22 protein-coding genes and 1 pseudogene are annotated in these 25,279 nt (G+C 55.6%); 12 read left to right on the forward strand and 11 right to left on the reverse strand.

All coding sequences use genetic code 11. From position 1 onward, the window contains the following. Complete coding sequence (locus ACVWZ0_RS07870) at nt 1-1,593, forward strand: ABC-F family ATPase (RefSeq protein ID WP_253454772.1); 1,593 nt, start codon at nt 1-3, stop codon at nt 1,591-1,593. 56 nt (nt 1,594-1,649) lie between these two features. Here the strand turns inward: ACVWZ0_RS07870 and ACVWZ0_RS07875 are convergent, their stop codons facing one another. From ACVWZ0_RS07875 to moeA, 4 genes are all read right to left on the reverse strand, one after another. Continuing rightward, nucleotides 1,650-2,078, reverse strand: coding sequence for a coiled-coil domain-containing protein (locus ACVWZ0_RS07875; RefSeq protein WP_253454771.1), 429 nt, complete (start codon nt 2,076-2,078; stop codon nt 1,650-1,652). Nucleotides 2,079-2,217: 139 nt separating this feature from the next. Further along, complete coding sequence (locus ACVWZ0_RS07880; RefSeq protein WP_253454770.1) at nt 2,218-3,762, reverse strand: GGDEF domain-containing protein; 1,545 nt, start codon at nt 3,760-3,762, stop codon at nt 2,218-2,220. A 127-nt stretch (nt 3,763-3,889) separates the two neighbouring features. Next, nucleotides 3,890-4,642: a molybdopterin-synthase adenylyltransferase MoeB gene (gene moeB, locus ACVWZ0_RS07885; protein ID WP_253454769.1), complete on the reverse strand. Its 753-nt coding sequence runs from the start codon at nt 4,640-4,642 to the stop codon at nt 3,890-3,892. Further along, nucleotides 4,642-5,877 (reverse strand): molybdopterin molybdotransferase MoeA, encoded by a 1,236-nt coding sequence (gene moeA, locus ACVWZ0_RS07890; RefSeq protein WP_253454768.1) that lies wholly within the window; start codon nt 5,875-5,877, stop codon nt 4,642-4,644. Before moeA ends, moeB begins: the two co-directional genes overlap by 1 nt. Nucleotides 5,878-6,130: 253 nt before the next feature. On the opposite strand from moeA, the gene ACVWZ0_RS07895 reads away from it, so the two are divergent. The 6 genes and pseudogenes from ACVWZ0_RS07895 to ACVWZ0_RS07920 all read left to right on the forward strand — a co-directional run bounded on the left by ACVWZ0_RS07895 (nt 6,131) and on the right by ACVWZ0_RS07920 (nt 12,926). Next, a complete protein-coding gene (locus ACVWZ0_RS07895) occupies nt 6,131-7,093 on the forward strand; it encodes an isoaspartyl peptidase/L-asparaginase (RefSeq protein WP_253454767.1) in 963 nt (320 codons plus the stop codon). A 9-nt stretch (nt 7,094-7,102) separates the two neighbouring features. Beyond that, nucleotides 7,103-8,957 (forward strand): annotated as a pseudogene (gene gsiA / locus ACVWZ0_RS07900) (glutathione ABC transporter ATP-binding protein GsiA). Nucleotides 8,958-8,991: 34 nt separating this feature from the next. Next, nucleotides 8,992-10,524, forward strand: a complete 1,533-nt coding sequence (gene gsiB / locus ACVWZ0_RS07905) for a glutathione ABC transporter substrate-binding protein GsiB (protein ID WP_253454765.1) — start codon at nt 8,992-8,994, stop codon at nt 10,522-10,524. A gap of 55 nt (nt 10,525-10,579) precedes the next feature. Next, on the forward strand, nt 10,580-11,500 hold the full coding sequence (gene gsiC, locus ACVWZ0_RS07910) for a glutathione ABC transporter permease GsiC (protein WP_253454763.1): 921 nt from the start codon (nt 10,580-10,582) through the stop codon (nt 11,498-11,500). A 9-nt stretch (nt 11,501-11,509) separates the two neighbouring features. Further along, nucleotides 11,510-12,415 carry a glutathione ABC transporter permease GsiD gene (gsiD, locus tag ACVWZ0_RS07915; protein WP_253454762.1) on the forward strand — a complete coding sequence of 302 codons (906 nt, stop codon included), beginning with the start codon at nt 11,510-11,512 and terminating at the stop codon, nt 12,413-12,415. A gap of 61 nt (nt 12,416-12,476) precedes the next feature. Beyond that, on the forward strand, nt 12,477-12,926 hold the full coding sequence (locus tag ACVWZ0_RS07920) for a DUF4385 domain-containing protein (RefSeq protein ID WP_253454761.1): 450 nt from the start codon (nt 12,477-12,479) through the stop codon (nt 12,924-12,926). 47 nt (nt 12,927-12,973) lie between these two features. Here ACVWZ0_RS07920 and ACVWZ0_RS07925 read toward each other — a convergent pair whose 3' ends face one another. Then, on the reverse strand, nt 12,974-13,822 hold the full coding sequence (locus ACVWZ0_RS07925) for a manganese catalase family protein (protein WP_253454760.1): 849 nt from the start codon (nt 13,820-13,822) through the stop codon (nt 12,974-12,976). 656 nt (nt 13,823-14,478) lie between these two features. Continuing rightward, on the reverse strand, nt 14,479-15,186 hold the full coding sequence (locus tag ACVWZ0_RS07930) for a phage antirepressor KilAC domain-containing protein (RefSeq protein ID WP_253454759.1): 708 nt from the start codon (nt 15,184-15,186) through the stop codon (nt 14,479-14,481). 201 nt (nt 15,187-15,387) lie between these two features. Here ACVWZ0_RS07930 and ACVWZ0_RS07935 point away from each other — a divergent pair, with 201 nt between their 5' ends. Further along, entirely contained in the window at nt 15,388-16,500 is a 1,113-nt protein-coding gene (locus tag ACVWZ0_RS07935; protein WP_301251245.1) for a PQQ-dependent sugar dehydrogenase, read from the forward strand. A 45-nt stretch (nt 16,501-16,545) separates the two neighbouring features. Here ACVWZ0_RS07935 and ACVWZ0_RS07940 read toward each other — a convergent pair whose 3' ends face one another. Further along, nucleotides 16,546-17,202, reverse strand: a complete 657-nt coding sequence (locus ACVWZ0_RS07940; RefSeq protein ID WP_253461054.1) for an HAD family hydrolase — start codon at nt 17,200-17,202, stop codon at nt 16,546-16,548. Nucleotides 17,203-17,436: 234 nt separating this feature from the next. Between ACVWZ0_RS07940 and ACVWZ0_RS07945 the strand changes: the two genes are divergently transcribed. Further along, nucleotides 17,437-18,639 carry a serine hydrolase gene (locus tag ACVWZ0_RS07945; protein WP_253454758.1) on the forward strand — a complete coding sequence of 401 codons (1,203 nt, stop codon included), beginning with the start codon at nt 17,437-17,439 and terminating at the stop codon, nt 18,637-18,639. 47 nt (nt 18,640-18,686) lie between these two features. Here ACVWZ0_RS07945 and ACVWZ0_RS07950 read toward each other — a convergent pair whose 3' ends face one another. From ACVWZ0_RS07950 to ACVWZ0_RS07960, 3 genes are all read right to left on the reverse strand, one after another. Continuing rightward, complete coding sequence (locus ACVWZ0_RS07950; RefSeq protein WP_253454757.1) at nt 18,687-19,946, reverse strand: HAAAP family serine/threonine permease; 1,260 nt, start codon at nt 19,944-19,946, stop codon at nt 18,687-18,689. A 498-nt stretch (nt 19,947-20,444) separates the two neighbouring features. Beyond that, the gene (gene ybjG, locus ACVWZ0_RS07955) at nt 20,445-21,050 is read right to left on the reverse strand and encodes an undecaprenyl-diphosphate phosphatase (RefSeq protein WP_253461051.1); all 606 of its coding nucleotides are present in this window, start codon (nt 21,048-21,050) and stop codon (nt 20,445-20,447) included. A gap of 385 nt (nt 21,051-21,435) precedes the next feature. After that, nucleotides 21,436-23,121 (reverse strand): aspartate:alanine antiporter, encoded by a 1,686-nt coding sequence (locus tag ACVWZ0_RS07960; RefSeq protein WP_253454756.1) that lies wholly within the window; start codon nt 23,119-23,121, stop codon nt 21,436-21,438. Nucleotides 23,122-23,384: 263 nt separating this feature from the next. On the opposite strand from ACVWZ0_RS07960, the gene ybjM reads away from it, so the two are divergent. Then, complete coding sequence (gene ybjM, locus ACVWZ0_RS07965) at nt 23,385-23,753, forward strand: inner membrane protein YbjM (RefSeq protein ID WP_253454755.1); 369 nt, start codon at nt 23,385-23,387, stop codon at nt 23,751-23,753. A gap of 78 nt (nt 23,754-23,831) precedes the next feature. On the opposite strand, the gene ACVWZ0_RS07970 is transcribed toward ybjM, so the two are convergent. Further along, the gene (locus tag ACVWZ0_RS07970) at nt 23,832-24,095 is read right to left on the reverse strand and encodes a GrxA family glutaredoxin (protein ID WP_125288765.1); all 264 of its coding nucleotides are present in this window, start codon (nt 24,093-24,095) and stop codon (nt 23,832-23,834) included. 186 nt (nt 24,096-24,281) lie between these two features. On the opposite strand from ACVWZ0_RS07970, the gene ACVWZ0_RS07975 reads away from it, so the two are divergent. Both ACVWZ0_RS07975 and nfsA read left to right on the forward strand, forming a co-directional pair. After that, the gene (locus ACVWZ0_RS07975) at nt 24,282-24,566 is read left to right on the forward strand and encodes a DUF1418 family protein (RefSeq protein ID WP_253454754.1); all 285 of its coding nucleotides are present in this window, start codon (nt 24,282-24,284) and stop codon (nt 24,564-24,566) included. Continuing rightward, nucleotides 24,550-25,272: an oxygen-insensitive NADPH nitroreductase gene (gene nfsA, locus ACVWZ0_RS07980; RefSeq protein WP_253454753.1), complete on the forward strand. Its 723-nt coding sequence runs from the start codon at nt 24,550-24,552 to the stop codon at nt 25,270-25,272. The genes ACVWZ0_RS07975 and nfsA overlap by 17 nt, the downstream gene beginning before the upstream one ends. Nucleotides 25,273-25,279: the final 7 nt, after the last annotated feature.

The following is a 25,279-nucleotide window of genomic DNA, read 5'->3' on the forward strand; positions in this document are numbered from 1 at the left end:
GTGCTAGTTTCCAGCAACGTCACCATGCAGTTTGGCAGTAAGCCGCTGTTCGAAAACATCTCTGTCAAATTTGGCGGCGGCAACCGCTATGGCCTGATCGGTGCCAACGGTAGCGGCAAGTCCACCTTTATGAAAATTCTCGGCGGCGACCTGGTGCCGTCTGCGGGCAACGTGTCGCTCGATCCTAACGAGCGCATCGGTAAACTCCGTCAGGATCAGTTCGCCTTTGAGCAGTACTCGGTGCTGGATACGGTCATCATGGGCCACGGCGAGCTGTGGGAAGTGAAAGAAGAGCGTGACCGCATTTACGCGCTGCCGGAAATGAGCGAAGAAGACGGCTATAAAGTGGCCGATCTGGAAGAAAAATACGGCGAAATGGACGGTTACACCGCAGAATCGCGCGCTGGCGAACTGCTGCTGGGCGTGGGGATTCCGCTGGAGCAGCATTACGGCCCCATGAGCGAAGTTGCGCCGGGCTGGAAGCTGCGCGTGCTGCTGGCGCAGGCGCTGTTCTCTAATCCAGAGATCCTGCTGCTTGACGAACCAACCAACAACCTGGACATCGATACCATTCGCTGGCTGGAGCAGGTGCTGAACGAACGTAACAGCACTATGATTATTATTTCGCACGACCGTCACTTCCTGAATATGGTCTGCACCCATATGGCCGATCTGGATTACGGCGAGCTGCGCGTTTATCCGGGCAACTATGACGAATACATGACGGCGGCAACCCAGGCGCGCGAACGTCTGCTTGCCGATAACGCCAAGAAGAAAGCGCAGATTAACGAGCTGCAATCTTTCGTCAGCCGCTTTAGCGCCAACGCCTCTAAATCGCGTCAGGCAACTTCCCGCGCCAAGCAGATTGATAAAATCAAGCTGGATGAGGTGAAAGCCTCCAGCCGTCAGAACCCGTTTATTCGCTTCGAGCAGGATAAAAAGCTGTTCCGTAATGCGCTGGAGCTGGCAGGGCTGACCAAAGGCTTCGATCAGGGCCCGCTGTTTAAAAACGTTAACCTGCTGCTGGAAGTAGGCGAAAAGCTTGCGATTATCGGGCCGAACGGTATCGGTAAATCCACGCTGCTGAAAACGCTGGTGGGCGAACAGCAGCCGGATAACGGCACGGTTAAATGGTCAGAAAACGCCCGCATCGGCTATTATGCGCAGGATCACGCGCATGATTTTGCCAACGACCTGACGGTGTTCGACTGGATGAGCCAATGGATGCAGGAAGGGGATGACGAGCAGGCAGTACGCAGCATTCTGGGTCGCCTGCTGTTCAGCCAGGACGATATCAAAAAGCCAGCGAAAGTCCTCTCCGGTGGCGAAAAGGGCCGTATGCTGTTTGGCAAGCTGATGATGGAAAAGCCGAACGTGCTGATTATGGATGAGCCGACCAACCACCTGGATATGGAATCCATCGAGGCGCTGAACATGGCGCTGGAGATGTACGAAGGCACGCTGATTTTCGTTTCGCACGACCGTGAGTTCGTCAGCTCGCTGGCGACCCGCGTGATTGAAATGACGCCGGGCAAAATCCACGACTTCACCGGTAATTACGAAGATTACCTGCGCAGCAAAGGTATCGCCTGAATTAAATAAAAAGGCGGGGCATCTGCTCCGCCTTATTGGCCCGGTAAGCTATCGGGTCAGATTTTCAGGATCGCGGTTTTAATAAACCACAGAAGAACGGCCACCAGCGCCGGTATCATCAGCGTCCAGGTGATCCTGCTGTTGATATCGTTAAACTTCTCAAACATTCGCTCGAATTTTTCATCTATTCGCTCGAATTTTTCGTCTATTCGCTCGAATTTTTCATCGATCTTTTCAAATCTGATATTAGTGCGCGCTTCGCTGGCGGCTATCTCTTTTATCAACTCAGCTCTGAGTTCCGCCACGTCCGTTTTGGTGGCAAAATTTTCTGAACGAGCCGTAAGCACGGCAAGATCGAGTTTTATCTGTCGCGTATCTTCTTCAAGTCGCTCAACGCGCTGTTCCAGAATATCCATATTTTCTCCGTTTCCTTCGTCCTTATGCCAGACATCACTCATGTCAGACGGGCATAAATAGCTACCCATATCCCTGTTCCTTGTGTCCTGTAAACTACGCCAGCGGGGCGAGATAAGCAAAGGGCTGGCTGGTATTGGCGCGTAAAGAATAAAGGATAACAGCGCAGAAAAAGGTGAAGGTGCGCAACTATTTGATGTTTTCTGGAAATTACTGGAATATTTCCACTCTATTCCTTCCGGCTAATTTTGCCTGATAAAGCGCTTTATCCGCCTGGCCTATCAGCGTCTGGCGATCTTCCGGCTGATTGCTCTGCATCACATGGAGACCTATGCTGATAGTCACTACTTTAGCCGCGCTTTCGCTGTTACGATGTGGGATCTCCAGCGCGGCAACGGCTTCTCTTATCCTTTCCGCCACTTTCATCGCCGCCTCCTGGCCGCAATCGGTAAGGATCACCGCAAACTCCTCGCCGCCGTAGCGTGCGATCAGGTCATCGGAGCGAAGCCCAATGTTCAACAGGGCGTTGCCGACGTATTTCAAACACTCGTCGCCGGCCAGATGGCCGTAGGTGTCGTTGAACCGCTTAAATGAATCCACATCTATCATCAGCAGCGCCATCGGCGAACGCAGCTTATTGGCGCGCTCCAGGCTGCGATCCAGATAGAGGTCGAACTGGCGGCGATTCGCCAGACCGGTAAGGCTGTCCACCAGCGCCAGCGTTTGCAGCGTACGGTTTATCGCCGTCAGCCGGTCGCGCGCCGTGGCCAGCTCCTCCTGATCGCGGATAGTATGGCCAATATTACGCAGCAGCAGCCAGCCCAGCGCGGCAATCACCAGCAGCAGCAGCGCGCACAGCGACAAATAAACCACCAGCTCGGCCAGCCAGGCCTGCACCAGCTGCTTTTTGTCATAGCCGACGGTAATCACCAAGGGATAGCGTTTCAGGCTCGCATAGCCAAAAATACGTTCGACGCCGTCAAGCGCGGCTTTGTAGCTTGCCGTTCCGTTGGGGGAAGTTTTTAACAGATGCGTAAACAGCGGACTGTTGGCTATGTTGCGGTTAAGCAGATTATCGACAAAAGGACGAACGTAAAGAATATTGCCCGTATGGGTCATCAGCGCCAGCAGGCCTTTGTCACCCAGGCTGTAATAGCCAAAAATCTGCCGAAAATAGTCGATGCGAAGCGTAGCCAGCAGCACGCCGCGAAAAGTGCCGTCGCGGTTGTTCAGCCTCATTGAAACGGGAATAACCAGCTCGTCGGTGGTGCGGCTGCGAATGACCTCATCGATATGCAGATCCAAATCGCTATGCTGCTGATGATATTTAAAGTAGGCGCGATCGGCATTATTGCTGCGCTGGTTAAGCATTCCCTGAGAAGTCAGCACCCAGTTGCCTGCGCGGTCGTAGACAAACAGGCCGTGCAGCTGCGGCAGCGAAGCTTTTCGCTCCATTAACAGCGTGCGCAGGTAGTTTTGCCGCTCGGCGTCCAGACCGACCAGCGTAATACGATCGCGTAGATCCTGCAGCGTCAGCTCGACCGGCAGCAGCGTATCTTCGGCTTGTCGTGACAGCGATTGTGATAAATTCCGGGCGTTATTCTGAGTTTCATTCACAACGCGCTGCCAAATACTGTAAACCACCCATCCGTTCACCAGCACAACGGCACAGCCTATCACCAGCAAAAATACAACCAGCAGGCGACGCAGACTCTGCATGCTGACATCCGGTTGCGGGTGATGCTCCTCACTCATGCAATACTCCCTGGCGCGACATTCGCAGTGATCTAACTATAGCGGCAGCCGGAAGAATGGCTTGTTTTTACAGACTAAGCGGGCAAGTAATGAGCGCGCCGTTGCAAAAAAAGGCGCGCTAAGAAGGTCAGCCGCCGCAAACCTCGCAGCAGGGGTCTTTGGCAAGCTTAAGCGTGCGGAACTGTAATGTCATCGCATCATACATCAGCAGTTTTCCCGCCACGCTGTCGCCATATTTGCTCAGCAGGCGGATGGTTTCCATCGCCTGGAGCGAGCCGATGACGCCGACCAGCGGCGCCATCACGCCCGCTTCCACACAGCTGAGCGCGGCATCGCCAAAGAGGCGGCTCAGGCAGCGATAGCAAGGCTCCGCTTCCTGCCAGGTAAAGACGCTAATCTGGCCTTCCATGCGGATAGCCGCGCCGGAAACCAGCGGCGTTTTGCTGGCGAAGCAGAGCCGGTTTAGCTGCTCGCGGGTCGCCACGTTATCCGTACAGTCCAGCACCACGTCATGCCGGGCGATCAGATCGGCCAGTTCTGCCTCTTCAAGCTGGCGATCGATGCTTTCCAGCACGATATGCGGATTGATTTCACCTAGCTGACGGCGTGCGGAGTCAACCTTCGGCAGGCCAACCTGCGCATCGCGATGCAGGATCTGCCGCTGCAAATTAGAAACGGAGACGTGGTCAAAATCGAGCAGCGTCAGATGGCCCACGCCAGCGGAAGCCAGATAGGGGCTGGCGGCGCAGCCTAAACCGCCCAGCCCAACGATTAATGCTTTTGCCGCCTTCAGCGCTTCCTGGCCGTCGAAATCGAAGCCGCGCAGCACAATTTGCCGGTTGTAGCGCAGCATCTCTTCGTCGCTCAGTTCCGGTTTCATTACCCCTCCAGCAGGCTGTTGAACGGCTCGACTTCCACCCATTCCCCGGCCTGTACGTTGCCGCGATCGCGCTCGAGCACGATAAAGCAGTTCGCCTGGCTGAAAGAGCTGAAGACGTGCGATCCCTGCGGGCCGGTGCTGCTGACTTCCAGCTCGCCCAGCGCATTGCGCGACAGTTTGCCGCGCTGAAAATCGAGCCTGCCGGGCGTTTTTTTCAGGCTACTGGCGCTTTTCACTCGCTGGCGCGGTGGCAGCGCGGCAGCGGTCAGGCCGCTAAGCTTCGCCAGCAGCGGCTGCACCAGCTGATAAAAGGTCAGCACCGCGGAAACGGGATTGCCCGGCAGGCCGCAGAACCAGCTGTTTTGTAGCCGGCCGAAAGCAAAAGGTTTGCCCGGCTTGATCGCCAGCTTCCAGAAGCCGATTTTGCCCAACTCTTCCAGCATCGCTTTGGTGTAGTCTGCTTCGCCCACCGAAACGCCGCCGCTGCTGATCACCACGTCGGCCCGGCTGTCCGCTTCAATAAAGGCGGCGCGCAGCGCGGCCTGATTATCGCGAATAATGCCAAGATCTATCACCTCGCAGCCCAGCTTTTCCAGCATCAGGCGCACGGCAAAACGGTTAGTGTCGTAGATCTGGCCGGCGGCCAGCGGTTCGCCGACCGGCTGAAGCTCATCACCGGTAGAGAATACCGCCACGCGCAGCCGACGTTTAACGGCCACTTCCGGCACGCCCAGCGAGGCCAGCAGCGGCAGCTCCGCCGTGCCCAGACGAATACCGGCGCTCAGCACGCTGGCGCCCTGAGCAATATCCTCACCGGCCAGGCGAATATTCTGCCCGGCGTTGACCGTGGCCAGGAACTTCACCGCTTCGCCAGCCTGTTCGGTTTCTTCCTGCATCACCACGGCCTCCGCACCTGCCGGTACAGGCGCGCCGGTCATAATGCGAATGCAGCTGCCGACCGGCCACTCGCCGCTAAAGGGCGTTCCGGCAAAGGCTTTCCCGGCGACGGGCAGCGGATTTCCCGTCGCCAGGTCGGCCAGGCGTACGGCGTAGCCATCCATAGCGGAGTTGGCAAAGGGGGGAACATCAACAGGAGAGATAACGGCGGCGGCGGTAATTCTGCCCGTGGCCGCGGTCAGCGGCACCGTTTCGGTTTCTGCAACCGGCGTGACGCGATCCAACATGGTAGACAGCGCGTCGTCAAGGGAGATAAGTCCCGCAGTAAAAGCTTCCATAACGTCCTCGGCATGCCCGACAGCCGGGCAGGCGTATACAATCAGATGGCAAATAGTATGGCGTGAATTATTGACGCGGTCACGTAAAGCTACCAACAGGTTATAAACCATAAGCTTTCGTTATTACCGCCGTACCCACTTTCCGCTTTACATCACTTTACAGCCTGCCTATAGTCAAAAACGGTCACAATTTGACAAAACCATTCTAACACAGTGTTTTTCTTGCCGATTTGGCACGCAGGGTAAAAGGATTATGAGCAGAGCAGCAATCGTCATCCATGGCGGCGCTGGCGCTATTGCCCGCGCCAGCCTGAGCGCGGAAAAAGAACGGCTTTATATCGAGGCGCTTTCCGACATCGTCGCCAGCGGACAGGCTATCCTGGCGCAGGACGGCAGCGCGCTGGATGCGGTAACGGAAGCCGTGCGTCTGCTGGAGGAGTGCCCGCTGTTCAATGCGGGAAAAGGCGCGGTCTTTACCCATCAGGGCACCCATGAGCTCGACGCCTGCGTGATGGACGGCAGATCGCTGGAAGCGGGCGCGGTCGCCGGGGTCAGGCAGGTACGCAATCCGGTGCTGGTCGCGCGTGCCGTGCTGGAGAAAAGCCCGCACGTGCTGTTTATTGGCGAGGGCGCGGAGCGGTTTGCCGTTGAGCAAGGCTTCGCGCCGGTGCCGCCCGACTTCTTTTCTACGCCGGAACGCTACGAGCAGTTACAGCGAGCCTTAAAGATGCAGCAAACCATGCTGGATCATGACGGCGCGGCGCAGGCGTCCGACGATCCGCTTGACCCCGATCGTAAATTCGGCACCGTAGGCGCGGTGGCGCTGGATCGGCACGGCAATCTGGCGGCGGCTACCTCAACAGGCGGCATGACCAACAAGCAGGCCGGACGCGTCGGCGACTCGCCAATTGTCGGCGCGGGCTGCTACGCCAATAACGCCAACGTAGCGGTTTCCTGCACCGGCAGCGGTGAAGTTTTTATGCGTACGCTGGCGGCCTACGACATCGCTGCCCTGATGGAGTACGGCGGCCTGTCGCTTAAGCAGGCCAGCGAGCGCGTGGTGATGGAAAAAATCAGCGTGCTGGGCGGCAGCGGCGGCGTGATAGCGATAGATCGCGAAGGCAACATTGCGCTGCCGTTTAACAGCGAAGGCATGTATCGGGGTTTTGGCTACGTGGGCGATGCGCCAAACGTGGGAATCTATCGCGAAGAATAGGGAGTCAGGATGGCCAGTGGATCCGATCTGTCCGCCGGACAGGTTTTGTCGGTCAAAAACTTGAGCGTCAGCTTTGCGCAGGAAGGCGACACCGTGCAGGCGGTGAAAAACCTTTCGCTTGAGGTGCAGCGTGGCGAAACGTTGGCGATAGTAGGCGAATCCGGCTCGGGAAAATCCGTCACCTCGCTGGCGCTGATGCGGCTGGTGGAGCAGGGCGGGGGGCGCATCGACAGCGGCGAAATCTGGCTCCGGCGCCGCAACGGCGAAGCGATCGATCTGCTGCGCACGCCGCAGTCGGGGCTGCGCAGAGTACGCGGCGCGGATATGGCGATGATTTTTCAGGAACCGATGACCTCGCTTAACCCGGTCTTTCCCGTCGGCGATCAGATTGCGGAATCGATTGTTCTGCATCAGGGTAAAAGCCACCGCGAGGCGCTGAAGGAAGCCGAACGGATGCTGGATCTGGTGCGCATCCCGGAGGCCAAAAACGTGCTGGGCCGCTTTCCGCATCAGCTTTCCGGCGGCATGCGTCAGCGGGTGATGATTGCGATGGCGCTCTCCTGCCGTCCGGCGCTGCTGATTGCCGACGAACCCACCACGGCGCTGGACGTCACCATTCAGGCACAAATCTTACAGCTGATCCGCGTACTGCAAAAAGAGATGCAGATGGGCGTTATTTTCATCACCCATGATATGGGCGTGGTGGCGGAAATGGCCGATCGCGTGCAGGTGATGTATCGCGGCGACGTGGTAGAAACCGGGCCGGTTGAGGCCATTTTTCAGCATCCGCAGCAGAATTATACCAAAGCGCTACTGGCCGCGGTGCCTAAGCTGGGCGCGATGCGGGGCAGGCCTTTCCCGGCTCGTTTTCCATTGTTAATGGCCGACAGCGAAACGGCGCAGGAAAAACAGGATACCGTGGTGAACGACGCGCCTCCGGTGCTTCAGGTGCGGGATTTGGTGACGCGGTTCGATATACGCAGCGGCATTCTGAATCGCGTCACGCGGCGCGTTCATGCCGTGGAAAAGGTCAGTTTCGATCTGCGCGCGGGTGAAACGCTGGCGCTGGTTGGCGAATCGGGCTGTGGGAAATCCACCACCGGTCGTTCGCTGCTGCGGCTGGTCGCCAGTCAGGGCGGCACCATCACCTTTAACGGCCAGCGCATCGACAACCTTACCGGCGCGGCGCTTTCTCATCTGCGGCGCGATATTCAGTTTATCTTTCAGGATCCCTACGCTTCGCTCGATCCACGTCTGACGGTTGGCTTTTCTATTATGGAGCCGCTGCTGGTGCACGGCGTGGCGAAAGGCAACAGAGGCCGAGGCGCGCGTGGCCTGGCTGCTGGAGCGCGTCGGCCTGCTGCCGGAACATGCCCGGCGCTATCCGCACGAGTTTTCCGGCGGCCAGCGCCAGCGTATCTGCATTGCGCGAGCGCTGGCGCTCAATCCTAAAGTGGTGATTGCTGATGAATCCGTCTCGGCGCTGGACGTTTCGGTACAGGCGCAAATCGTCAATCTGATGATGGATCTGCAACGGGAGTTTGGCATCGCCTTTCTGTTTATCTCTCACGATATGGCGGTAGTGGAACGGATCAGCCACCGCGTGGCGGTGATGTACCTCGGGCAGATCGTTGAGATAGGTTCGCGCCAGGCGGTATTCGAAAATCCCCAGCATCCCTATACGCGTAAATTAATGTCTGCCGTGCCGGTAGCCGATCCGCAGCATCGCCGTCGCGAACGGGCGCTGCTGGCGGATGAGATACCCAGCCCGATTCGGGCTATCGGCGAAGAGCCTGAAGTCGCGCCGCTGGTAGAAGTCGGCGCGGGGCACTATGTTGCCCGTCATGCCGTCGGCGGCGTCTGAATATGCTGCATAACAAAATCACTGGAGAAAAAGCATGATTATTGAACGCAAGCTGCTGTTGGCTGCCGGGATCCTGAGCAGCCTGACGGCGATCCCGGCCTGGGCGGCAAAAGATGCGGTGATCGCCGTTGGCTCTAATTTCACCACGCTCGATCCTTATGACGCCAACGACACGCTGTCGCAGGCGGTCGCCAAATCTTTCTATCAGGGCCTGTTCGGCTTTGATAAAGAGATGAAGCGGATTAACGTGCTGGCGGAGAGTTTTGACGCCAGCAAGGACGGCCTGACCTACACCATTAAACTGCGCAGCGGCATCAAGTTCCAGGACGGTACCGATTTCAACGCTGAAGCGGTGAAGGTGAATCTGGATCGCGCCAGCAACCCTGATAATCACCTCAAGCGCTACAACCTGTTTAAGTCGGTGGCGACCACGGAAGTGATCGATCCCACTACCGTGAAAATTACCCTGAAACAGCCGTTCTCCGCTTTTATCAACACGCTTGCCAGCCCGGCAGCGGCGATGATTTCACCAACTGCGCTGAAAAAATATGGCAAAGAGATCGGCTTCCACCCGGTGGGCACCGGCCCGTACGAGCTGGAAACCTGGAACCAGACCGATTTTGTAAAGGTGAAAAAATTTGCGGGCTACTGGCAGGCTGGCTATCCGAAGCTGGACAGCATTACCTGGCGGCCGGTAGTGGATAACAATACCCGTGCGGCAATGCTGCAAACCGGCGAGGCGAATCTGGCTTTCCCGGTGCCTTACGAGCAGGCCAAACTACTGGAAAAAAACAGCAAATTAGATTTGGTGGCCACGCCTTCCATCATGCAGCGCTATATCAGTTTTAACGTCACGCAGAAGCCGTTTGATAATCCCAAAGTGCGCGAGGCCATCAACTACGCCATCAATCGCCAGGCGCTGGTGAAGGTCGCCTTTGCCGGTTACGCCACGCCGGCCACGGGCATCGTGCCGCCATCGATTCAGTATGCGCAAAGCTATCCGCCGCTGGCGTACAACCCGGCGAAAGCGCGCGAGCTGCTGAAAGAAGCGGGCTATCCGAACGGCTTCAGCACCACGCTGTGGTCTTCGCATAACCACAGCACGGCGCAGAAAGTGTTGCAGTTCACCCAGCAGCAGCTGGCGCAGGTAGGCATTAAAGTTACGGTCACCGCCATGGATGCCGGCCAGCGCGCGGCACAGGTTGAGGATAAAGGGCAGAAAGAGAGCGGCGTGAAAATGTTCTATACCGGCTGGAGCGCCTCGACGGGCGAAGCCAACTGGGCGCTGACGCCGCTGTTCGCCACGCAGTCCTGGCCACCGACGATTTTCAATACCGCTTTCTACAGCAATCCGCAGGTGGATAAAGATTTGGCCGATGCGCTAAACACCACCGACGCTCAGAAGAAAGCCTCGCTCTATAAAGACGCGCAGGATCGCATCTGGAACGATCGCCCGTGGGCACCGCTGGTGGTGGAAAAGCTGGTTTCAGCCAATACCAAAAACCTGACGGGCTTTTATGTCATGCCGGATACTTCGTTCAGCTTTGAAGAGGCCGATCTGAAGTAACCGCTCCGGCGGCGCCTGGTGTGGCGGGCGCCGCCGTGAACGTGTCAGGAAACCTATGCTTAACTATTTTATTAAACGACTGCTGGGCCTGATCCCCACTTTGCTTATCGTGGCGGTGCTGGTCTTTCTGTTTGTGCATATGCTGCCGGGCGATCCGGCCAGGCTGGTGGCCGGGCCGGAAGCGGACGCCACCGTCGTGGCGCTGGTACGCCAGCAGCTGGGCCTGGATCAGCCGCTGATTCAGCAGTTCTGGCATTTTATCAGCCAGGCGATACGGGGCGATTTTGGTCAGTCGATGGTTTCCCGTCGGCCTGTTTCGGCGGAAATCGCCCAGCGTTTTCTGCCCACGCTGTGGCTGACGCTAAGCAGCATGGTCTGGTCAGTGATTTTCGGCATGACTATCGGCATCGTCTCGGCCGTCTGGCGCAATCGCTGGCCGGATCGTATCGGCATGACGCTGGCCGTTTCCGGCATCTCTTTTCCCGCCTTCGCGCTGGGCATGCTGCTGATGCAAATCTTCTCCGTGGAGCTGGGCTGGCTGCCTACCGTCGGCGCGGATGGCTGGCGCAACTATATTCTGCCTTCCATCACTTTGGGTGCGGCCGTTGCCGCAGTGATGGCCCGTTTTACCCGCGCCTCTTTTGTGGAGGTGATGCAGGAAGATTACATGCGTACCGCGCGGGCGAAAGGCGTGCGCGAAACGTGGGTGGTGATCAAGCATGGCCTGCGCAACGCGATGATCCCGGTCGTTACCATGATGGGCCTACAGTTCGGCTTTTTGCTGGGCGGCTCGATTGTGGTGGAGGTGGTGTTCAACTGGCCGGGACTGGGGCGCCTGCTGGTGGATTCGGTAGAAATGCGCGACTACCCGGTGGTACAGGCCGAAGTATTGCTGTTTTCACTGGAATTTATTCTTATTAACCTGGTTGTCGATATGCTGTACGCGGCGATTAACCCGACTATTCGCTACAAATAAGGACGGGCGATGAAAAACTGGCGACGTAGCGCGGCCCTGGCCGCGATGCCAACGATAAAACAGCATCGCGTACGCACGCCGTGGCGGGAATTTTGGCGGCGTTTTCGTCGCCAGCCGGTGGCGATGACGGCCGGCCTCTTTATTATCCTGCTGATTGCGGTTGCCTTTGTGGCGCCCTGGCTGGCGCCCTTCGACGCGGAAAACTACTTTGATTACGATCGCCTGACGGAAGGGCCATCGGCGATGCACTGGTTCGGCGTCGATTCGCTGGGCCGCGATATTTTTAGCCGCGTGCTGCTGGGAACACGCTTATCGCTGATTTCCGGCTTTTTTTCGGTAGCGATCGGCGCGGCCATCGGTACGGTGCTGGGGTTGCTGGCGGGCTATTATGAAGGCTGGTGGGATCGCATTATTATGCGCATCAGCGACGTGCTGTTCGCTTTCCCCGGAATTTTACTGGCGATTGCCGTGGTCGCTATTATGGGCAGCGGCATGGCGAACGTGGTTATCGCCGTGGCTATTTTCAGTATTCCTGCCTTTGCGCGTCTGGTGCGCGGTAACACGCTGGTGTTGAAACAGATGACATACATTGAATCCGCCAGAAGCATTGGCGCTTCAGATGTCACTATTATCCTGCGCCATATTCTGCCGGGTACGCTCTCCTCTGTGGTGGTCTATTTTACCATGCGTATCGGCACCTCGATTATTACCGCCGCCAGCCTCTCTTTTTTGGGGCTGGGCGCGCAGCCGCCCACGCCGGAATGGGGCGCGATGCTGAACGAAGCGCGCGCGGATATGGTGATGGCGCCGCACGTGGCGATTTTCCCCAGTCTCGCCATCTTTTTGACCGTGCTGGCATTTAATCTGCTGGGCGACGGGCTGCGCGACGCGCTGGATCCTAAACTGAAAAACTGAGCCATGCTGGCGTCTTTTTCTTTTCCTGTGCCAGGCTTACCTCTTTACCCAGAGGTGGGCCGTGAAGGAATTTGATTACGAGCAGGATTTTAAAACCATCGATTTTCGTCAGCATCCTGAGCTTTATCAGGTTGGGCGCGGTGAACAGGGCGTCCTGATGGTCGAGCCTTATAAAGGCGAAATATTACCGCACTGGCGTTTCAGAACGCCCGCCATTGCGGAAGCCTCGGCTAAAAAAATTATGGCGCTGTTCGAAGAGTACCGTGCAAAAGATGATTTTGTCGGTATGGACATGGCGCGAAAATTTATTCAGATGGGCTATACGCGAGCCAGGCGCTACGCCAATCATAAAGGCGGCCGCAAATATGACGAAGATCGGCAGGTACTGCCTTATCACGTGAATGAAGAGAAAGCGGAAGCGGCGGCTATTTTTAAAGTCTGGTGGGATAAGATCCGTGAGGACGAAGATTACCTGAAACGTAAAAAAGCCCATCAGACGAAATATGGCTAACGCGGTTAAACGTTAAAAGGCCGCAGTTAAGCGGCCTGAATACAGCATTATTTTTCCAGCGGAGCGCCCGGCTGGATCTGTTCTTTCTGCGCGCCGGAACCCGGTCTGGCCGGGCCAAGGATAGGTTCCTGTCCCAAGATGTCCGGTTTCTCTTTCGCGGTAAACTGCCCTACGCCGTCGTAGGCCGGGCCTTCACTCCAGCGGCCTTTCGGCAGTGGTTTATCCAGCGAGGTGTTCAGACAGTAATAAGAGTGCTCCTGCGCCTCCTCCGACTGCGGGAAGCTGTTCGGAACAGGCATAGACGCACCGATACCGCCCATATCCTCAATTACCGCCAGCCACTGCTGCTGGTGCATGGTATCGCGGGCAATCAGGAAAGAGAGGAAATCCTTCATGCCTTTGTCTTCCGTCAGGTTATACAGGCGGGTTGCCAGTACGCGGCCGGTAGCCTCTGCGGTAACGTTAGCCAGCATATCCGCAGCGACGTTGCCGGAAGCGTAAATGTGACTCATATCAAAAGACATCCCGTTGGCGTTGACGGGCATGGCCGCCAGGCCTGACGACAGAATATGACGCGGATTCATGCCGCCCAGGATAGCGTTAACTACCGGATCCTTTGCCGACTCTTCCTGATAGGAGAGTGGTGCGCCTTCAAGGTTAAGCGCGACGGCGTGACCAAGCATTTCGATATGAGCCAGCTCTTCGGTAGCGGTGGAGATCAGCAAATCTTTAATGCGTGGATCGCCGCGAGTCCCCATCGCCTGGAAAAAATATTGCATAGCAACGCGTATTTCCCCTTCGACACCGCCGATGGCCTGCTGCAACAGCATGGCAAATTCTGGATCGGGCTTGTCGACTTTTACCGGATATTGCAGTTTCGATGAATGATGAAACATGTTTTCCTCCTGGTAGATTACGTTAGTTAAGCAACGCAATAAGCCTGGTAGAAATTGGTAAAAATGGGAAGGCAAACACGATAGATTCTCATTTACCCACACCGGATGCCCAGAAAACAAGCAGATACAGCGCGCGTCAAAACGCGGCGGAAAGCAGGCGTGGCGCTGAAAAGCGCTTAAAACCGAACGGAATATTCCAGATAAGCCTCCCCGCAAAAACAGACTTTTCTGAAGCCTGCAGCGCGTCACAACTCTTCAGGCGGGATGATTAACCGCGGTCAGCTACAACCGGCAACGAGTTTTACCCATATAACTAACTGCAGCCCGGTTTCAGGCAGGAAACTGTCAGGCGGAAGGAAGAGTCATAGCATAAACGATGGTTCTGAAAGCCGATTAACTGTACCGGGTTTAAGACAGGATATCAGACAGAATAACCGGCAATCAGGAGGGTTAGCCTCAGCATAAAAGACGGCTCTTGAAGCCGACCAACTGTACCGTGCTCCAGGCGGAATAACCGACAAGCGGAAGGGATAGCCTCCGCATAAACAACGGTTCTGAAAGCGGGCGTGCTGCGGATTATTTTAGCCGGAACATCAGCCACCCGATCAGAGTGACAACACGCTATAACCCAGCCAGTCCATGGCCGATTACTGCTGTTATGCCGCTGCGCCTTTTGGCTGTGCAGCAAGATGCGCTGCCCACAGGTTAGTTACCCATTTCACGCCTTTAGCAGTAAAGCGAGCCTGTGAAAAGGCGTGCAGGTTCTCGCCTACGCTGGTGCGCACCGTAAAGTAGCCCGCCTGCACATGGTGCTGCTGCGGCATCAGCGTGCCGTTGGCGCGGTACATAATATTGCGTTCAAACAGGAACTGACGGAATTCAGGTTCTTTCACCTTCAGCATTTTGCAGAGCTGGCGAAAACCCAGCGAATCTTCCACCTGCACAAAGCGGTCAAAAAACTCCGCCTTTGGGGCGAAAAGGGCAAGCTGCTGCTCGGCTGCCTGGCGCTGTTCAAACTGTTCGGCCCAGGCACGCGCCGCCGCTGCGGGATTGGTGAAATCCGGCAGGCGAGTACTTCTCTCGCGTTCCTGCCAGCTGTCCAGCGCCTGGGTGATAAACGCGGGCGCAAGACGCGCCACAGCCAGTAACGAATCGCGCTTGTTCAGGCAATACTCCTGACGCGTTTCGCCGTCACGCTCGTAAACACCAATCGTCAGCGGTTGAGAAAGACGCTGGGTGGTTTCCAGCGTTTTGATCAGCCGTTTTACTTCGCCGTGCGGAATACCAGCTAACTGAGCGATTTCCCGGCTGCTCATCGTGACCGATTGATTCAGCGAGCTGAGGTTTTCTGTCGAAATCATCATAGGTTTTACCCCCAAGCTTTTCAAAAGACACCCGAGCGGGCAGTAGAAATATTATACAGTTGCCTGTTTAAATATCCAGTACTTTTTTTAAGCGATCGAGTTAATTGAATCTGCTATCAATTTTGAATTTTTGTAAAGGTAGCCCGCCTGAAAAGCATCTCCACTAGAGTTATTTCAGCCCCTTTTATCTGGAGAAAAAGTATGTCCCGACTGCTGCAAACTTGCCTGCTGAGCGCCTCGCTTTTGACCATGGGAACGGCTGTGGCCGAAGAAGTTACCGTGACCGAACTCCAAAAAGGATTAGATCATCCCTGGGGCATCGCCTTCCTGCCGGAGGAGCAGGGATTACTGATCACCGAACGCGGCGGGCAGCTGCGCCTGTGGCAGCAGGGAAAGGGGCTGTCGGCGCCGCTGACAGGCGTCCCCAAGGTCTGGGCCGAACGACAGGGCGGCCTGCTGGATATCGCGCTGGCGCCTGATTTTGCGCAAAGCCGTCGGGTCTGGCTCAGCTATACGGAAGCAGATAAAGAGGGACGTGCCGGCGCGGTTGTAGGTTATGGCAGGCTGAATACAGCCCATACCGGGCTTGAGAGTTTTCGCGTTGTACTGCGTCAGGAACCGAAACTCTCAGGTGGCGCCAACTTAGGTTCACGGCTGGCTTTTGATGACAAAGGCTATCTCTACATCAGCTTTGGCGATAATTTCCAGGCCGCGACGGCGCAGGATCTTAAAACGCTTACCGGCAAAATTGTGCGGCTGAAAGCGGATGGCAGCGTGCCTGAAGATAATCCATTTGTGCAGCAAAAGGACGCACGGCCTGAAATCTGGACATACGGCATGCGCAATCCGCAGGGGCTGGCGCTGAATCCGACGACGCGGGAAATGTGGGAAAATGAGCACGGCCCGCGCGGCGGCGATGAGATTAATCTTCTGCGTAAGGGAGAAAACTACGGCTGGCCGCTGGCGACCTGGGGCATAGATTATGGCGGCGACAAAGTGCCCGGTTCTCAGGGCGGCGAAGCACCGAATACGGTTCAGCCGCAGCTTTACTGGAAGGTTTCGCCTGCGCTCAGCGGAATGGCGTTTTATCAGGGCGATCGCTTTCCGGCATGGAAAAACTCGCTCTTTATCGGCGCGCTGAAAGACAAAAGTCTTATCCATCTGACCGTGGACGGCGAAAAGGTGACGGAGCAGGCCCGCCTGCTTAAGGATCGCGGCGAGCGCATTCGGGACGTGCGCACCGGCCCTGACGGCTATTTGTACGTATTAACGGATGAAACAGACGGCAAACTGCTGCGCATTGCGCCGAAATAAAACCGGCCGAGGGGCCGGTTTACCAGGGAAAGCGAGGGCAGCCCGCTATTTGATCCAGCGGCACACTTCCCAGCCGCGCTGTAGCGCCAGCTGATAGAGCGGCTCCGCTGGATTAATAACGTGGGCGCGATCGGCACGTTCCAGCAGCGGCAGATCGTTAATGGAATCGCTATAGGCCCAGATTTGCGTAAACCGCGCGTCATCCTCTAGCGCCAGCCAGTCCGTCAGTCTGGCCGTCGCATCCCTGCCGTTATTGCCTACGTTGCAGGGGCGGCCGCTGTAGCGATCGTTGACGATCTCCACGCCGACAGCCAGCGCGCCATCTGCGCCAAGCTGCTGCGCGATAGGCGTCGCCAAATGGTCGCCGCCTGGCGATATCACCATCACTTTATCGCCACGCTGCTGGTGCCATGCCAGCTTTTCGCGCGCGGCAGGATAGAGGCGAGGCAGGATATCGCGCTGAATAAAGCGCCTGACCCAGCCGGCAACGGTAAGCGTACCCATGCCTGCCAGCGGCGTTAGCGTCGCCTGCATATACTCCTCTGCCGACAGCAGGCCCTCACGATAACGAGCCATTAGCGTTCTTTCCTGCTCTACCAGCACGGCCGGCGCATACCCTTGCGAAACCAGCCAGCGGCACCACAGGCTGGCGCTGTCTTCGCAAATAAGCGTTTCATCAAGATCGAACAGGGCTAAATCCATCATGTTGACTCCACCAAGAGACTGAATTCAGATTAGCGGAGTTTTGTGACGGACTTAACAGCCTGCTGCAAAATCAGACTAACGCCCCTGTGGCGCGGTGAGTTTCTCTAATAAATTTTAAAAAACTTTACTGAATCAAGGTTCTTTTTAGCGGCCATAAACGCTAGCGTAAAAGACCCTTCGCCCGTAAATGCGACAAGCTTTTATTTTTCATAAGGATAGCCAGAAACCGCCATGACCATGATGCGCCTCTCCGCCGGAATTCACGCTGCCACGCTCCCTGTTTTGTTGCTCGTGGCCTCTTTTAGCAGCCGCGCAGCGGAAGCCCCTGTGCCGCCACAGGTTGAGGCCAAAGCCTGGATCCTGATGGACTACCACAGCGGTAAGGTACTAACCGCATCCAATGCGGACGAGCGCCACGATCCGGCCAGCCTGACCAAAATCATGGCCAGCTATGTTATTGGACAGGCGATGAAAGCGGGAAAAATTCACGATGACGATCTGGTCACCATCGGCCAGGATGCCTGGGCTACCGGTAACCCTATACTGAAAGGCTCTTCGCTGATGTTTTTAAAGCCGGGCGATCGCATTCCCGTCGCCGAACTGAACAAAGGCGTGGTGATCCAGTCCGGCAACGATGCCAGCATTGCGCTGGCGGATTACGTGGCGGGAAGCCAGGACGCCTTTGTGGGGCTGATGAACAATTACGTCCAGGCGCTGGGGCTAAAAAACACGCATTTTAAAACCGTGCACGGGCTGGATGCAGACGGCCAGTACAGCACCGCCCGTGATATGGCGCTGCTTGGCCAGGCTTTGATCCGCGACGTGCCGGCGGAATACGCGCTGCATAAAGAGAAAGAATTCACGTTCAATAATATTAAACAGCACAATCGTAACCGTCTGCTGTGGAGCACGAATCTGCAGGTAGACGGCATCAAAACCGGCCATACCGCCGGAGCGGGAAACAACCTGGTCGCTTCAGCGACGCAAGGAGAACAGCGGCTGATCTCCGTGGTGCTGGGCGCAGCAACCGACGCCATACGCTTTCGCGAAAGCGAAAAACTGCTGACGTGGGGTTTCCGTTTTTACGAAACTATCACGCCGATAAAAGCCGACAAACCCTTTGCTTCGCAGCGGGTCTGGTTCGGGGATCGGAAAGAGGTGCGTTTGGGCGTGGCGGAAGATGCAGCGATAACCTTGCCAAAAGATCGGGCAAAGGAGCTGAAAGCGAGCTTTACGCTCAACGAGCCGCAGCTGACGGCGCCGTTAAAGAAAAATCAGATCGTCGGCACCATTGATTTTCAGCTGAACGGTAAAACTATTGAGCAGCGTCCGCTGGTGGCGATGGATGAGGTGAAAGAGGGGGGCGTGTTTAGCCGGATGTGGGACTTTGTGCTGATGAAGCTGCAAGGCTGGTTCGGCAAATGGTTAGGCTAAGCGCTTAATATCGACATGCTACGGCGCCATCCGTGGCGCATCCCTGGTCAGAACAGGTCGTAAGCGATAGCCGAAATGGCGATCAGGCCTGTCAGCACCACAAATACGTTGCTGATTTTCCCGCTGTACTGGCGCATCGACGGCACCTTGTTAATCGCGTACATCGGCATCAGGAAAAGCAGCACGGCAATTACAGGCCCGCCCAGCGTTTCAATCATCCCCAGAATGCTGGGGTTTTTGGTTGCTACCAGCCAGGTGGTCAGAAACATAAAGACTGCCGTTATCCGGTTCAGTTTGTTTTCCGCCGGCGGCTGGCGGAAAGTCCTGGCGATCAGGCCGTTAAAGCCTTCGCGCGCGCCCAGATAGTGGCCCAGAAACGATTTGGTGATAGCGACCATCGCGATCAGCGGCGCAAGCCAGCCCATCAGCGGGGTATTAAAATGGTTAGCCAGATAAGAAAGAATAGAGATGTTCTGCTCTTTCGCTTCCGCCAGGTTTTCCGGCGACAGGCTAAGCACACAGCTGAAGACGAAAAACATCACCGTCACTACCATCATCAGATGACTGCGGGCCAGAATGCGCGCGCACTTTTTTGCCGCGTTATCGCCATATTCCTGACGCTTTGCTACCGCAAAAGCCGAAATAATCGGTGAATGATTAAAAGAAAACACCATGACCGGGATAGCCAGCCAGAGCGTCATCCACAGGCCCTTGCTGCTGCCTTCCGCATGATGAAAAATTGTGCTGTTCCAGTGTGGGATCAAAAATAGCGCCAGCGCCATCAGCACCAGGACAAAAGGATAAACCAGCACGCTCATGGTTTTAACGATGGTCTCTTTGCCGAAGCGCACGATTGCCATCAAACCCGCAATCAAAATCAGCGACAGCAGCACTCTGGGCGGCGGCGACAAATGAAGCTGATGGGTGATAAAGCTCTCGACGGTGTTGGTGATAGCCACGCTATAAACCAGCAGGATAGGATAGATAGCAAAGAAATAGAGCAGGGTAAGCAGCGTGCCCGCGCCCGCGCCGAAATGTTCTTCCACCACGCCGGTAATATCCCGATCGCCGCGTCCGGAGAGTACAAAGCGACAGAGACCGCGATGAGCGAAAAAAGTCATAGGAAAAGCGAGAGCCGCCATAATAAGCAGAGGAATCAGCCCGCCGATACCGGCATTGATCGGTAAAAACAGCACGCCAGCGCCGATAGCCGTGCCGTACAGGCCGAGCATCCACGTGGTGTCGCTTTTGCGCCACTCTGTCGACGCGTCCGTTGACGGCAGCGTAGCCGTTTTAGTGGATTCCATTGACAATCTCCCGGTTGAAAATAGTGAGCTAAATAACCTGAACGTAAAGCAGGAAAACGGCGCTCGTCAGCGTAATTAACTACTCTGGCTGAGGCGAGCAACACTCTACCACCAGAAAAAGAAGAAGAAAGGGAAAATTAGAAGGCAGAGATCTCAGATAAAGGGATTACTTTGCGTATTTACAGCGCGATCGTCTGAATAGAAAGGTTAGCACCATAAGAAGTGCTGAGTGGAAGCGGTTACTATAGTCATTAAAACCAAATCTGGCCGCTGCGCGATTGGTTAAATAATGCTCTCTCACGAGCATTTACAGTATTTATGATTTTTATATAAATAAATCAATAACTTAAAATTAAGATTCAATGCGTAGGGCTAATTTTATTCATTTGCGCAACGGACGAATAAAAAGCGTTTATTATTTCGGCCTGTTGCGCAATATTGTGTCGATAATGTAAGCCGTTGCTTCGGCCTGATTATTACACTTAACCTGGCAAAGTATTATTCACGCACCCAGCCTTTGCGAATAGGGAAAGCAAATAAGAGGCGGTAAAGCGAAGAAATATTATGCAATAAGCGCCGGCCGCAAAAATGCCACGTAACCTGCGCCACCAGGCAGGAAAGCATCCCCAACAGCAGGCCGCCCAGCATATCCATTGGCCAGTGAACGCCCAGGAAGATGCGTGACCAGGCAATTGCCAGGCCGGCCGCCAGCAGCACTACGCCTGACCAGGCGCGATGCCAGCAGAAAAAGGCGATGGCAAAAGTGAAAATAATGGTGCCGTGATTGCTGGGATAGGATTCCGTCGCGTCGTGCGCAAGAAACTGATGGCCCAGTCCGATAACAAAGGGGCGTGGATGAGGATACAGGCTGCCAATCAGCCAGGATACGGTTAAGGCGCAGGCCAAAGCGATAGCGGTTTTCAGGACCAGCCGGCGCTGCGAGCCAACCTGACTTCTCGGCCCCCACAGCCACAGCGCGACAATAAGTACGGGCACAATGGTGATCAGATCGCGAGCCACCAGGGTAGCCAGCGATATCAACCAGGCGGGCGTGTCGGGCGTGGCGTTAATCCAGAGAAACAGCGACCGGTTTAGCGCTTCCAGCATGGTTATTTCCTCATCTCGTTCAGCGGTACCTGACGTACCTGAAAGTAAAAACGGGCCGGTGAGGCCTTAAAGTGTCGCAATCTGCTCAGAGGTTTGCGCGGCGGCCAGGCCGTCACGGCATCCCTGAAGGCAGCCGCATAAGGTAGAAGCGGCCCAATAAAAGTTAAATAGGCTCGCTCTTAATTCCGTTAGCGGTTGTGGTTTCGTTAAGGATTGAGGACAGAAAAAGGGGAACGGGCAGGAAACAGCGGAAAACAAAAAGAAAAAAACCCGTCAATCATAAGATTAACGGGCTCCACAATCTGGGGATTTCAAAGAAAAGCAGTGGCATTAATTATGACTGCGGGCACCAGCAAAAGTTCGCAAACAATCGGAAATTATTTTAGCCACCCATCATTGGCCAGATCAGCACGATTAACGTTCCGGCCAGCGTGAGCAGGACGTTAGCGATAGCGTAAGTTCCCGCATAGCCGAGGGCCGGAATATTGCTGCGGGCCGTGTCGCTGATAATTTCCATGGCTGGCGCGCAGGTGCGAGCGCCCATAATGGCGCCAAACAGCAAGGCGCGGTTCATTTTCAGTACCCAGGCGCCAAAAACAAAGCTGATCACCACCGGCAGCAGGCTGACCGTCAGGCCGGCCGCCAGCATCAGCAGACCGGTATCGCCCATGCCGTGCGAAAGACCGCTGCCCGCGCTTAATCCTACGCCCGCCATAAATACCATCAGGCCAAACTCTTTCACCATCGTTAAGGCGCCCTGCGGGATATAACCAAAGGTCGGATGGTTCGCCCGCAGAAAGCCCAGCATGATCCCGGCGAACAGCAGGCCAGCCGCGTTGCCCACGCTAAAGCTGAAGCGGCTGAACTGAAAGGTGACCATGCCCACCATCAGCCCGATAATAAAGAAGGCGCAAAAGGCCAGCAGATCGGTAACCTGGCTGTGAATAGAAATAAAGCCGATTTTGTCAGCCACCGACTTCACCCGCCGCGCTTCACCGCTGATTTGCAGCACGTCGCCTTTGTTTAAAATAATGCTGTCATCAATAGGCATTTCAATCTGGCTACGGATCACACGGTTCAGAAAGCAGCCGTGATCCGTCAGCTTGAGCTGGCTGAGCCTTCTGTTCACGGCGTTATTGTTTTTGACCACGATCTCTTCGGTGATGATGCGCATATCCAACAGATCGCGATCGAACACCTCTTTGCCGTTGCGGAAGCTGGGGTCAAGACGGGAATGCGCATCCGGGTAACCCACTAATGAAATCTCGTCTCCCTGCTGCAGGACGGCATCGCCGTCAGGATTGGCAAGAATGCCGTTGCGGCGGATACGCTCTATATAGCAGCCGGTTTGCCGATAGATGCCCAGCTCGCGCAGGTTCTTACCGTCAATCCAGGCGACCAGCTCCGGCCCTACGCGATAGGCGCGGATCACCGGCAGGTAAACCTTGCGCTGTTCGGCATCCAGGCCACGCTCACGGGCAATCTGCTGCGCGCTGGTCGGCAGATCCTGGTGCTGAAGCCGGGGAAGATAGCGTGCGCCGAAAATCAGGCTGACCAGCCCGACCAGGTAGGTCAGCGCATAGCCCAGGCTGAGGTTGTTCTGCGCCTGGCTCAGCATCGCACCGCTGGGATAGGTATGGCGCAGCGTGTCGCCAGCCCCCACTAATACCGGCGTGGACGTCATGGAGCCTGCCAGCATACCGGCGGTCAGACCGATATCCCAGCCAAAGAGTTTGCCCAGCCCCAGCGCAATCAGCACCGCGCTGGAAACCATGACCAGCGCCAGCATCAGATAATTTTTGCCGTCGCGGAAGAAAATAGAGAAAAAATTCGGCCCGGCTTCCACACCCACACAAAAAATAAATAACATAAAACCGAGATTAAGGGCGTTGGGATTCATCGTAAAATGCTGCTGGCCAAGCAGAAGAGAAACAACTAAAACGCCAATAGAATTACCCAGTTGGACTGAACCCAGGCGTAATTTACCCAGACAGAGCCCGAGCGCCAGTACGACGAATAATAACAGAATGTCATTTCCACTTAACAAATCTGCGACGTTTATATTCACGGTTTAACTTCTTGTTTACTAGTAACATGTTGAATTAAAGGGTGTTTTACGCTAAATTTATTGCACTGCCATCAGAGCAGCGGCAACATTCAGGAATTTCCGCGAATTACAGCCCAGAGCCAAATAAAACGGTCGTCATTTTAATCGCTTCACGCTTTTTCAGCCAGTAAAAGCCATGGCTTTTGTTTATTTAGAACAGGGAAAATCAGTCCGGCGTCATTCCGGCCAGGTGATAACATCAATTACCGAGAGAAGATCCTATTATGTTTAAGGGTATGTCCTGGACAAGCGTAGCGTTTAGTTTTGTTCTCTACAGCATCGTTTTTCTGGCGGTACGTTACGGTATGGTCATAGAGGGGACGGCCTGGGCACAGGCGAGGCCGGGCCTGTTGATGTTTACTCTGCCGGGCGCTATCGCGGCGCTGACCTCAAAAGAGCACCCGCTGACGATAGCGTTATTGGGCGCTTTACTGGCTACGCCGCTTTGCCTGATTTTTCTGCACTACTATTCGCTGCACTATCACGCACCGTTGCAGGAGCTGGCTTTTGATACCAGCGCGATATTCTGGTGCGGTTCCGGCGCGCTGGCCGTTATGCTCTGCCGCACGCTGTTCTGGCATTCGCACAGCTAAGCGCGGCAGGCAAAAAAAAGAGGGCCGCATGGCGGCCCTCTTTTTTATCATCCCAACAAAAGTCAGGAACAGAAAGTCTTACTGGAACAGGCCCAGGTTTTCTTTGGCGTAGGCTTCAAAATCGGTGCAGCCGCCAATGTGAGTCTGGTCGAGGAAAATCTGCGGTACGGTTTCCACCGGTTTGCCCACGGTTTTTTCCAGATCGGCTTTGGTGATGCCTTCAGCGTGGATATCCACGTAGCGGAAGTTAAAATCTTCACGCTCTTCGGTCAGTTTTTCAGCCAGTTCTTTAGCGCGGACACAATAAGGACAGCCAGGACGTCCAAAAATTACGGCAAACATAGGGTTCTCCTCAAAGGTCAGATTTAGTGTGATGTACATCACAACTTATCATGTAATGGCGCTTATCATGCCCACTTCCGCAGGTGAAAGAAAGAAGGAATTACCTGTCGTTTCGATTCGTTTCATCTATATAGAGATAAACCGGTTACGCTGTATGAACGCTTAACACCCAGAGACGGAGGCGGTATGGGCGGTTTAACCTTCAGTAACATGCCTAAACCAGTGCTGATTGCCGAGGCGCTGGGCGGAATTATCCTGCTGCTCTCTTACTTAGCGCTGCATCAGGTGCTACCCTTGCCTGCATCTTTTTCCGGAGCCTTTGCTGCCACGATCCTGCTTATCGTTGGCCTTATGATGATGCTGCCCGCCGCCATCGTGATGATGTGGCGTACGGCGAAAGCAATGGCGCCGGAGCTGTTTAACTTGTCTGAAAAATCCTCACCAGGAGAGAAGCATGACGCCGACCATTGAGCTACTTTGCTCCCACCGTTCTATCCGATCTTTTACTGACCAGCCTATCGGCGAGGCTGAACGAGCGGCGATTATCGCGGCCGCGCAGGCGGCTTCCAGCTCCAGCTTTTTGCAGTGCTCTTCCATTATCCGCATCACCGACAAAGCGGTGCGTGAGAAGCTGGTCGAGCTGACCGGCGGACAAAAATATGTTGGCCAGGCCGCCGAGTTTTGGGTTTTTTGCGCCGATTTTAACCGTCATCAGCAGATCTGTCCGGAAGCGCAGCTGGGCCTGGCGGAGCAGCTGCTGCTGGGCTGCGTGGATACCGCGCTGATGGGGCAAAACGCGCTGGTGGCCGCAGAATCGCTGGGGCTGGGCGGCGTTTATATCGGCGGCATCCGTAACAGCATCGCCGAAGTCACCGAGCTGCTGGGTCTGCCGAAGTTCGTGCTGCCGCTGTTTGGGCTGTGCCTGGGCTGGCCTGAGCAGATCCCGCAGTTAAAACCCCGCATGCCGGCCGCTATGCTGGTTCACGAGAATCGCTATCAGCCGATCGACCCGGACACGCTGGCCGCTTATGACGCCCAGCACGAGGCGTATTATCTGACGCGTGAAAGCAACGCGCGGCGTGAAAGCTGGAGCGAACATATCCAGAAAACCATTATCAAAGAAAGTCGTCCGTTTATGCTTGATTACCTGCATAAGCAGGGATGGGCAACCCGTTAAAACCCTT

The sequence above is a fragment of the Erwinia sp. TECH1 genome (genome assembly GCF_054057575.1).

Bases quoted from the DNA above. Each gene is read 5' to 3' on its own strand.
- ACVWZ0_RS07875 (WP_253454771.1), bottom strand. From the start codon at position 2,078: ATGGGTAGCTATTTATGCCCGTCTGACATGAGTGATGTCTGGCATAAG.
- ACVWZ0_RS07880 (WP_253454770.1), bottom strand. From the start codon at position 3,762: ATGAGTGAGGAGCATCACCCGCAACCGGATGTCAGCATGCAGAGTCTG.
- moeB (WP_253454769.1), bottom strand. From the start codon at position 4,642: ATGAAACCGGAACTGAGCGACGAAGAGATGCTGCGCTACAACCGGCAA.
- moeA (WP_253454768.1), bottom strand. From the start codon at position 5,877: ATGGAAGCTTTTACTGCGGGACTTATCTCCCTTGACGACGCGCTGTCT.
- ACVWZ0_RS07895 (WP_253454767.1), top strand. From the start codon at position 6,131: ATGAGCAGAGCAGCAATCGTCATCCATGGCGGCGCTGGCGCTATTGCC.
- gsiB (WP_253454765.1), top strand. From the start codon at position 8,992: ATGATTATTGAACGCAAGCTGCTGTTGGCTGCCGGGATCCTGAGCAGC.
- gsiC (WP_253454763.1), top strand. From the start codon at position 10,580: ATGCTTAACTATTTTATTAAACGACTGCTGGGCCTGATCCCCACTTTG.
- gsiD (WP_253454762.1), top strand. From the start codon at position 11,510: ATGAAAAACTGGCGACGTAGCGCGGCCCTGGCCGCGATGCCAACGATA.
- ACVWZ0_RS07925 (WP_253454760.1), bottom strand. From the start codon at position 13,822: ATGTTTCATCATTCATCGAAACTGCAATATCCGGTAAAAGTCGACAAG.
- ACVWZ0_RS07930 (WP_253454759.1), bottom strand. From the start codon at position 15,186: ATGATGATTTCGACAGAAAACCTCAGCTCGCTGAATCAATCGGTCACG.
- ACVWZ0_RS07935 (WP_301251245.1), top strand. From the start codon at position 15,388: ATGTCCCGACTGCTGCAAACTTGCCTGCTGAGCGCCTCGCTTTTGACC.
- ACVWZ0_RS07940 (WP_253461054.1), bottom strand. From the start codon at position 17,202: ATGGATTTAGCCCTGTTCGATCTTGATGAAACGCTTATTTGCGAAGAC.
- ACVWZ0_RS07945 (WP_253454758.1), top strand. From the start codon at position 17,437: ATGACCATGATGCGCCTCTCCGCCGGAATTCACGCTGCCACGCTCCCT.
- ACVWZ0_RS07950 (WP_253454757.1), bottom strand. From the start codon at position 19,946: ATGGAATCCACTAAAACGGCTACGCTGCCGTCAACGGACGCGTCGACA.
- ybjM (WP_253454755.1), top strand. From the start codon at position 23,385: ATGTTTAAGGGTATGTCCTGGACAAGCGTAGCGTTTAGTTTTGTTCTC.
- ACVWZ0_RS07970 (WP_125288765.1), bottom strand. From the start codon at position 24,095: ATGTTTGCCGTAATTTTTGGACGTCCTGGCTGTCCTTATTGTGTCCGC.
- ACVWZ0_RS07975 (WP_253454754.1), top strand. From the start codon at position 24,282: ATGGGCGGTTTAACCTTCAGTAACATGCCTAAACCAGTGCTGATTGCC.
- nfsA (WP_253454753.1), top strand. From the start codon at position 24,550: ATGACGCCGACCATTGAGCTACTTTGCTCCCACCGTTCTATCCGATCT.